Origin of the sequence: Streptococcus sp. SR4 (assembly GCF_000517725.1) — a bacterium.
Lineage (GTDB): Bacteria > Bacillota > Bacilli > Lactobacillales > Streptococcaceae > Streptococcus > Streptococcus salivarius_F.
On sequence record NZ_AZYW01000024.1, the window covers coordinates 1 to 10,013 of the forward strand.

The window sequence follows — 10,013 nt, forward strand, 5'->3', positions numbered from 1 at the left end:
CTTAACCTAGAAGAATTGAAGGACCATCCCTTGCCACAAGTTTACTTTATCGGGGGTGTCCTTGTTGCTTCTTGCCTGGTGGCTTACCTACTGAATCGGATGTGTTACGAGAAAATCGTCTTCTTTCAAAAGCTCAATAGCCTACGGATTTTATCTCGCTTCCTGATCGAAAATAACCTCTATTTGATTAAAAATATCAGACGTGAAAACAAAACGATTGAAAAGATTGTCCTTCCTCAGGTCTACTTGAAACAGTCTCGCTACAAGATTGAAGTTCGTTTTATCCTAGAAGGCAATAAATTTCAGGACCGTTTTCTCAATCTTGGCTCGACTCTTGAAGTCATGTTTAACGGGGACTTTCGTAATAAAACCTTTGATAAACGGTTTATCACCTATGACATTGCCATCAACCGCATTGATAGCCGTATCACCATTAATGAGGTCGATGTCAAGGGATCTAAACTCCAACTTATGAAAGACGTCACTTGGGATTATATTGAAGAGCCTCACTTGCTCATTGGTGGGGGAACCGGTGGTGGTAAAACCGTTGTCCTTATGACCATTATCTATGCACTGGCTAAGATTGGCTTTGTGGATATCTGTGATCCAAAGAACTCTGATTTGGCTGGTCTCAAAAAGATACCTGTCTTTCATGGTCGTGTCTATACAAGTAAAGAAGATATCATCCAGTGTTTTAAAGAGAACGTCGCCTTCATGGAAAAACGCTACGAGCTTATGTCAACGTCACCTAAATTTCAAGCTGGAAAGAACTTTACATACTACGGTATGACACCCAAATTCATCCTCGTCGACGAGTGGGCAGCCCTTATAGCCAAGATTGACCGTGACTATAGTCTCCAATCTGAACTCATGGAATACCTCTCTCAGCTCGTCCTAGAAGGGCGTCAAGCTGGTGTCTTTATCATCTTTGCCATGCAACGACCTGATGGAGAATTCATCAAAACAGCTCTTCGAGATAACTTTATGAAACGTCTCTCAGTTGGCCACTTGGAATCAACAGGTTACGACATGATGTTTGGAGATGCTAACAAAACCAAAGAGTTCAAAAAGCTTGATGAAATCAATGGCGTCAAAGTTAAAGGACGAGGCTATATCGCAAATAATGGGGACCTGGCTGGGGAATTCTTCTCACCTTACGTGCCACTTGACCAAGGCTTCTCTTTCTATGATGCCTACGCAAAGATCCCTATTATGGAATATGATGGCAAAGAATTTGAGGTCTTTGGAGAAGTCCAACCTCAACCAGAAACGATTGAATCAATAGAGGAGGAAGAGCCTCTAAATATTGAAACCAATCGGCGTCCTCTCAAGGAATTTGCGGAGGAACAAGAACTCAAAATGGCGACGCTTAGAAAGATTATCTATCTCTTGCAAGAACAAGGGATTGTTTTCGAACGGACAGAATCCGCCATTCTAGTCGATCCTTTTCAAGAAGAACTTCTTCTTGAAATTCTCATCCACTTTGAGGAGGGGGGACGCAAATCTTATCCAAAAGCCGTTGAAGCGACGCTTAGTCATCATGAGCTAGGACAAGGGCAAGGGCAAGCCTGACCACAGGTCAGGCGCAGACCGTAGCCCGAAGTTCCTAGGCCATGATGAGACTTCAACCCCCGATTCTAATAGGGGGGTTACATTTGGCAAAAGTGCCACGTCCACCCCTCCTCATTCCTTGTGGGAGTTGGGATTTCAAGATTTAGAAAGTGTGTCACTTTGGTCCAAAAAGTGTGTCACTTAATTAAAAGGAGGTGTTTCCATGAATGACTAAAATGAGTCCCTTTCAGATCAAGAACTTCAGAAAACAAATAGGCCTTAGCCAAAAAGCCTTTGCACAAGCTGTTGATCTTCCAACTAGAACCTACCGCTCTTATGAAACAGGCGAAAGAGGACTGACCATTAACAAGTTCCGAGAACTCAAAGAAAAACTTGGTTATTATCAGGAGTGTCACAGAAATAATCTTAGAGCTCACATCGACTATTTGCGATTAACCTTCCCTAGTCTGAGGGATTTAGAAGCTTTCTGTGAAAACTTTCTTTTTTGTCACCTAAGCGAATTTACAGACCAAGAAACACGGCTCATGAATTATACCCACTTGTGGCAACGAGGAAACATTTGGATTTTCGATTTCTTTGATAAGTCTGCGACCAATAACTACCAAACGTGTCTTCAACTATCTGGTCAAGGCTGTCGGGAGATGGAACTCCTCTTAGAACACAAGGGGATTTCTTGGCAAAACTTTCTTCAAAATATTCTCTATGCCTACCAAGATGTTAGGGTAAAACGCCTTGATATTGCCCTAGACGAGCTCTATAAAGGCTATGGACACGAGGAGGAACATATCCAGATCCCCAAGCTCATTGATAAGCTCTATGCCAAAGAGATTGTACTAGATACTATCAAAAAATGGAATATCACTGGTGGAGGTTCCTTCACCGATAACGAGGACATGGAAGCCAATCATGGTCTTTCCCTTTACTTTGGGAGCCGACAAAGTCAGCTCTACTTCAACTTTTATGAAAAACGATACGAAATCGCCCGTATGGAAAATATCTCCTTGGAAGAATCCTTGGAGATTTTTGGTATCTGGAACCGCTACGAGCTACGTTTTTCAGACCAGAAAGCCCAAGGGGTTGTGGAGGAATACATCAACGGTGTGGACCTCGGAGAAATCGCAAGAGGCATCGTGAATAAAGAAATCCAAGTCTATGATGGTCTCACTCGGTTTGGAGCCTATAAGCCCGATGAAAAATGGCAAAGGCTCTTTGGAGGGGTTGAACCCCTAAAACTCTCAACCAGTCCACAACCTTACAGTATCGAACGGACTATTCGCTGGTTAACCTATCAAGTCGCAAATTCTCTTGCACTCGTTTCTGAGGCAGACAAAATCATGCAAACAGAATACATGAAGATGATTCAAAATAGCGGTGAAATTACTGATCGTGGGGAGGCTATCTTAAGACTCCTCAAAACCAACAAACACTATGAACACTAGAAAGGAAATCCCTTATGGAATACAAAGTCGAAATCAATTCACTAAACAACTTTAAAGCCTGGTCTGGTGGCCTGAGTACCTTAAACACTGTTCGTGAACGAGGTGGCATAGATACCCTAACCACCATTTGTGAAGACCTCTTTTCTGGCAATATCCCCACCGACACTCAAATCAATGATTGGCTTTGGTTTGATACAGATTTTATTTACCAGGCGCTAGGCTACGAGGACCTTCTAGAGGGCTAATCCATGCTCAAGAAAATCTATCAAGCAGACTTCCTCCTTCTTCCTGATCAAGAGTTTTGGAACATGTATATCCTCCTTAGAAAAGGTAAGGACTTCTACTATGAATGTGCTGGAAGGTGTACCGAAAAGCCACCAGATGACAGGGGCTTCTACGACTATGAACATGCCTGTTTCACCCTAGACGGTCAAGTTCTGAATCTCAATAAACGAATGCGCCCCTCTCTCATTGCCTATATTCAACAGACCATCAAAAACAATCACGAAACATTTAGAAAGGAAATTGACATGGCCACTAAAACGATGTTTGAAACCAAAATTGGACAAGTTACCAACGAACTCGGAGAATTGCTCAAAAAGAAAGACCACAAACAAGCTTGGACTAAGGCTGGAGAACTAAACGCTCTGCTCAAGAAAGAGGAAGCCAAAGACCTAAAGCCTGAGTTAGTCGAACAACTACATAATGAGTTACGAGGCTACTACTACATCAACAGTGAGATTGAAAAAGCCAATAAGCGCCTCTACGCTAAAGGGTCTAAACTCATCGAACTCGCTAGTCTCTAGAAGGAGGACCTATGATAAAAGCCAAACGTTACTTACTAAAAGCAAGGGAATACCTCTCAAACTTTAAAAAGGTGGAGAAGAAAGGAGGTCCACCAAAACTAAAAGTCACTACGAAAAAGACCGTCAATCTAGCTGTTATCGGAGGAATTGCTTTCCTCCTTTTTGTTGGTCTTACGGGTGCTATCCGTGCCATCACACTCTCAAATAAAGTGGGAACACTACAAGCTCAAGTGGAAGCAGCTCAAAAACAAAAAGCACAGCCTGTTAACGCTAATCGTAAGTACGACTACAAGCTCCAGTATTATCTCAATGACTATGTTTATGCCTACTTTACCCTCCCACAAGAAGGGGATAAACAACAAGCACAAGTTGAACACCTCAACAGCTTCTATAACTTCGTTCCAGACGTCAAAGCACAAGGTCAAGTGCGTAACCCAAGTACCTTGCTCTACTCACAATTAGTCACGGTAGAGGGTAAGGTAGCCACCTACAAGGTCAAATACAAGGAAATAACCCAACATGACAAAGACACCGAGGAAAAAGAACTGGTAACAGGATTTAATATTCCCTTTGATGAAAAAGAGGGGAAATACTACGTTTCTGGACTCCCTTGGTTCTCTGCCATTGACTCTTCACAAGCTGGACACTTTAGCGAAGACGATCAACTCCAACTAACAGCTAACGACCACGCCTCAGACAGCCAGCACAAGAAGGTTGAAAAGTTCCTCAAGGTCTTCTTCACCAACTATACCACTAACCAAGACAACCTCAACCTTATTGCCAAGAACGTTGCAATTGTAGCCAATACCACCTTTAAAACGATTGACTATACCTATCTTAAGAAAGATGGGGATGATCTCATTGCTTATGTCCAAGCAACCTTTGAGGTGGGGGAAACGACACACTCTGAAAACTTCACCTTCACGCTCTCAGAAAAAGACAAGAACTACTATGTCACAAAACTAGAACACACCATTCCTCTCAACTACGCAAACGATAAAGATTAGGAGAACTCTATGAATACAGACAATCTACGCACCTTCCTCCAAGGCGATGGGATTTGGATTCTCACCGCTATCGCTGTTTTGTTGGCTATTAAAGCTTGGCGAAACAGTTCTTGGCTTCAACTCTTCTCAGTCGTTGGCTTCTATGCTGTCATTGTCTCAATCGCAAAAGGACAAGACATCCTAAAAGTGGTCGGCTGGTTTCTACGACTCTTTGGTATCGATTCAGGACTTTAAGTATGACTGACGAAAGACTCTATGACTACAGTAAGGGCTTAAACGCCCCCTATTGGATCCAGGAAATCAAGACAAAAAAGGGAACTCGCCTTTGGTACTTTGCGACACCAATGCAACTATCATTTTTCATTGTCTTTACCTTCGTTTTTGTTGCTATGTTGCTCTTTGGAGGATTCATCCTGGTTCCCCTCGCAAAACTCACACACTCTATTTCACTACTGCTCTACTGGTACCTCCCCTATAAACTTGCTAAATTCTACACCGAGTATGAACCTCATGGAAAGAAGATGCATCTCTTTCTATCTGACTACCTGATGTATCTGTGGGACTTCAAACTTAATCAAAAAGCTATCTACCAGGAGGACCGAATAGAACCAATTGATGAAATTGTCTTTGAAAAAACAAACCTATAGAAAAGGAGGTCCTATGAGTATTACCTTAACCTATCCAATTCGAGAGACACATGACAACCTAGCTCTGAAAAAGGATCATTCCGTTGTCGCCTTCTATCGAATCCCCAATACTCCCATCACCATTACGGATGATGAGAAAAAATGGAAACACAAAATTACTGTTGCGCAAATGATGAAAAAGCTCCAAAAGAACCAGCACTTTGAAATCTCTCTCATTCCAAAAGATTATCTCCTAGAAGAAAAAATGCGGGACTTTTCCGATGCTCTAGCAGATGACAGCCGTGAACTAGGAGAAGAATTGCTTCTTTACACGGTGGATCGTCTAACAGACGAGATGGAGATCCCTTATCAGTTTGACTGGGTGATTGGAGTCACCCTTCGCAAACAAAATCACGGGGCAACACTTAAAGACTTAGCCTATGAAAGCTTTACAGACTTTTCAGAAAAAATCGCAAAAGGGCTTGGCTATGAGTTAGAACTGAGCCCAACTTGGTATGAAGAATATCAAAGTGACGAATTAACTATCTTTCAAGCTCTTTCTGTTCTTCGAGCACAGCGCCTCACCAATGAAGAACTTTTCTACTACCAGCGGATGCAATACCTCCGCTATATCCCTCACTACAAGAAAGAAGTGGTTGCCAATCGTGCTTCATTCAATATCACAGATACCTTGATTAAAGTCCTAAAAGGAGGCTTCCTTAAGCTAGAAAGTCCTTATGGATCCTCCTTTGTGACGATTCTTCCTGTTGGAAAGTTCCCAGTTCAATTCAATGGTTTTCACTTAGGAGAATTTATCCAGCGCTTGAATTTTCCAGTTGAGTTACGAGTCAAATCTGAGTTCATTGATACCAATAAGATTAAAGGCAAGATGGGACGTTCCAACACTCGTTATCGAAACATTATGGAAGAAGCTGAGAATACCGACACCGTCCAACAAGATGAGATTATTATGGGATCTATCTCTCTAAAAGATCTGATGCGTAAAGTCGGAAACAAAGAAGATATTATTGAATATGGAGCCTACTTGATTGTCTCAGCTTCAAGTGTTCACCAGCTCCGCCAAAGACGACAAGTGGTCCTTAATTATTTTGATGATATGGGAGTTGAGATTAGTGAAGCCTCACAAGATGGACCTTATCTCTTTCAGGCTCTCCTATACGGGGAACCTCTTCAAAAGAAAACTCGTACCTGGACTCACATGGTAACACCACGAGGCTTTGCGGAACTCATGCCCTTTACCAATACCACTTCTGGAAATAGAATTGGTTGGTATATCGGCCGGGTTGATAACTGGACGGGACGCTGGGACTCTATCTCAAAAGCCATCGAATCATCAAAAAATATCGTCCTCTATAATGCGACAGTGGGAAACAAAGAAGATATTGCAGGAAAGATTACCAAGAACCCTCATATCATTATCACTGGGGCAACAGGACAAGGGAAATCTTTCCTCGCTCAGATTATCTTTTTAAGTGTCGCTCTTCAAAATGTCAAAACTCTCTACATTGACCCGAAACGTGAACTTAGAAATCACTACCAACAAGTGATTAGTTCTCCAGAATTTGCAAGACTTTACCCTGAACGCAAGAAACAAATTGAGAACTTTAATTTTGTGACACTGGATAGCTCACTACCATCAAACCACGGAGTCTTAGATCCTATTGTAGTTCTCGATAAGGAACAAGCTGTAGAGGTCGCAAAGAACATGCTCGAGTTTCTACTACAAGCTGTCGATGATGTAACGATGGACCAGAAAACAGCCATCACAGAAGCCATCAATGCTATCGTGGAACGTCGAGTAGCTGGTGAAAACGTCGGCTTTAAACATGTCCTAGAAGCCTTAAGACAGGCTTCCTCATCTGAAATTGCCTCAGTGGGTCGCTATCTGACGTCCATTGTGACAAACTCCATCTTGGAACTCGCCTTCTCAGATGGTAGTACACCAGGGCTTAACTATGAGTCCCGCGTTACTATCCTAGAAGTCAATAACCTCAAGCTTCCAAAAGATGACTCCACAAAGATTTCAGACCACGAACGAAACTCTATTGCCCTCATGTTTGCGCTTGGAGCCTTTTGTACCCACTTTGGCGAACGCAATGAAAATGAAGATACCATTGAGTTCTTTGACGAAGCTTGGATTCTGATGAAGTCCGCAGAAGGCAAGGCCGTAATCAAAAACATGAGACGTATTGGACGCTCTAAGAACAATACCTTGGCACTGATTACACAATCTGTGCACGATGCAGAAAATGACGATGACACGACTGGATTTGGGACTATCTTTGCCTTCTATGAAAAATCTGAACGTGAAGATATTCTCAGACACGTCAATCTCGAAGTCACTGAAAGTAACCTCGAATGGATTGATAATATGATTTCTGGACAGTGCCTTTACTACGATGTCTACGGTAATCTCAATATGATTTCCGTCCACAATCTCTTTGAAGATATTGATATGCTTTTAAAACCTATGAAAGCAACAGTATCTTCAAGTCTCGAAAATAAATACGCTAGTTAGGAGGTGAACCGATGCAAGAAGCTTTTGCCAAGCTAAAGGGTGTGGATATCTTCTCCCTAAAGTCCTACATGGAACCAACCAACTTTGGCTCCTTTAATGGAGCTTGGGTCCTAATTAATGAACTCTTCGTAAACCTCTTCTTTTTCATTCTTAATGCCGTCGTTGGCTTCTTTTCCCTCCTCATTCGCATCTTAGAAAAGATTGATCTCTACGCCACCTATAAAACCTATGTCTTTCATGGAGCAAGCAGTATTTGGCACGGATTTACGGGCTCTAATTCTGGCAACATTACCAACAAATCACTTGTAGGCACCTTGCTTTTGGTTTTAGCTTTCTACCTGTTCTACCAGTATTTCTTCTCAAAAGGCTCTTTTTCAAGAACACTCCTCCATGTCTGTCTAGTACTCCTATTAGCTCTGGGGTACTTTGGGACAGTCGCTGGAACTTCTGGTGGGCTCTATCTCCTTGATACCGTCAATAACGTCTCTAAAGACGTTACCAAAAAGATTGCAGGTATTAAGGTGGACTACGCCAAAGACAAGTCGATTAAAATTGGAAAATCGATGTCGGATAGCTACATTGCAGAAACGTCCTATAAAGCCTATATCTTTGTCAATACCGGCCAAGAAAATGGAAAATACAAGAATAGCCAAGACGGGAAAGAAGAAGCCTTTGACGACAGTAAAGTTCTTGGAACTAGTGATAAGAATGGAAATTTTAAGGCTGTCAAAGCCAAAGACCGTTCCAAGTATTTAGACGATTTAGGAGACGGAGCCAACGATGATGGTGAAAAGAACCGTTGGGTATCAGCCATGCCGGACTTCATTTTCACTCGGATGTTCTATGTGATTTTTAAAATTGTAGAAGCCTTTGTATTAGCTGTCCCCATTATCCTTATCCAGCTCTTAAATGTAGTAGCCCAAATCCTTGTCCTCACCATGATTCTACTTTTCCCAGTAGTCCTTCTCATGTCATTCGTTCCAAGAATGCAAGAGTTGGTCTTTGGAGTGCTTAAAGTTATGTTTGGAGGTTTGATTTTTCCAGCAATTACAACTCTCTTAACACTCCTTATTTTCTATATTGAAAAAATGATAGAAAACATCGTCACAAATGGGTTTGATGGAGTTCTAAAAACCTTACCATCCCTTCTCTTATTTGGTCTTGTCTTCAAACTCTTAGTATCGGTGGTTTCTAAAGGTGTCATCTATTTCCTTATCTGGAGATTTAAAGGCCAACTCCTCCAATTCGTTCTTGGCTCCAAAGCTCGAATGGTTGCGACAGATATTGGGACTAAAGTTGAACATGGCGTCACAAAGACCAAAGAGGTTGCTTCACAAGTCCCAACACGAAGCCTTGCGACGGCTCAACACCTCGGAAACTTTGCATTGGCTGGAGCCGGTTTTGGGACTGGAGTAATGATGAATGCCAAGAGCCATTTCCAAAATGCTGGTTCCTTCTTTACCCGTAAAGAACCAAGTCAACCGGAAACTGCCATGCCATCTGTACCAACAGAGGCTCCAATAACGTCAGAATCTCCAGAACCAATCATTCCTCCAACACAGACACCACCTGATAACTTCAAGCCGATTGAAGAAGAGAGCCCAACACCTCCAAATGAGGCACCAATCATGTCAGAAGGAATACCTAGTCCAGAGGACGAATTCCAAACGCTCAGAAAAGAGTGGATGTCACCATTCAAACAACACCGTATCAATATCCTAGAACGGAGATTGGATGCTTACAAGGACCCTCAAGCCATGTATAAAGCCCAAGGTTCCAATGTCTTCACCCGTGCTTATCGTCAGACCATGACACGAGACGATAAGATAAGAGCCAATATCGAGCGACGAGATCGTTTAACTCAACGCCTAAACCAATTGAGAGGAGAATAGAATGAATACTAAAATACGCTCAAGAACAGCCTTTCCAAGAATGCTTGAAGAGACACTTTTTAAGGCCTACCAAGAAGGGAAACGCTCCGTCGATTTTCTTCTTTTATTTCCAGTCTCAGAAAAAGACAAAGA

At 42.2% G+C, this 10,013-nt stretch carries 9 protein-coding genes; all 9 read left to right on the plus strand.

Going from position 1 to position 10,013, the window contains the following annotated elements:
• The coding region (locus HMPREF1519_RS02760) for an FtsK/SpoIIIE domain-containing protein (protein ID WP_037611145.1) at positions 1-1,572 on the plus strand (1,572 nt) is incomplete at its 5' end.
• A gap of 206 nt (positions 1,573-1,778) precedes the next feature.
• Entirely contained in the window at positions 1,779-3,011 is a 1,233-nt protein-coding gene (locus tag HMPREF1519_RS02765; protein ID WP_037611146.1) for a replication initiation factor domain-containing protein, read from the plus strand.
• 14 nt (positions 3,012-3,025) lie between these two features.
• Positions 3,026-3,256 (plus strand): hypothetical protein, encoded by a 231-nt coding sequence (locus tag HMPREF1519_RS02770; protein ID WP_037611147.1) that lies wholly within the window; start codon positions 3,026-3,028, stop codon positions 3,254-3,256.
• A gap of 3 nt (positions 3,257-3,259) precedes the next feature.
• Positions 3,260-3,817, plus strand: coding sequence for a hypothetical protein (locus tag HMPREF1519_RS02775; protein WP_037611148.1), 558 nt, complete (start codon positions 3,260-3,262; stop codon positions 3,815-3,817).
• A gap of 11 nt (positions 3,818-3,828) precedes the next feature.
• Positions 3,829-4,824, plus strand: coding sequence for a conjugal transfer protein (locus HMPREF1519_RS02780; RefSeq protein WP_037611149.1), 996 nt, complete (start codon positions 3,829-3,831; stop codon positions 4,822-4,824).
• 9 nt (positions 4,825-4,833) lie between these two features.
• On the plus strand, positions 4,834-5,058 hold the full coding sequence (locus HMPREF1519_RS02785; protein WP_021144863.1) for a hypothetical protein: 225 nt from the start codon (positions 4,834-4,836) through the stop codon (positions 5,056-5,058).
• A gap of 2 nt (positions 5,059-5,060) precedes the next feature.
• A complete protein-coding gene (locus HMPREF1519_RS02790; RefSeq protein WP_037611150.1) occupies positions 5,061-5,471 on the plus strand; it encodes a conjugal transfer protein in 411 nt (136 codons plus the stop codon).
• 13 nt (positions 5,472-5,484) lie between these two features.
• The gene (locus tag HMPREF1519_RS02795; RefSeq protein WP_037611152.1) at positions 5,485-7,989 is read left to right on the plus strand and encodes an ATP-binding protein; all 2,505 of its coding nucleotides are present in this window, start codon (positions 5,485-5,487) and stop codon (positions 7,987-7,989) included.
• Positions 7,990-8,000: 11 nt separating this feature from the next.
• Positions 8,001-9,881 carry a hypothetical protein gene (locus HMPREF1519_RS02800; RefSeq protein ID WP_037611151.1) on the plus strand — a complete coding sequence of 627 codons (1,881 nt, stop codon included), beginning with the start codon at positions 8,001-8,003 and terminating at the stop codon, positions 9,879-9,881.
• The last annotated feature ends 132 nt before the right edge of the window (positions 9,882-10,013 follow it).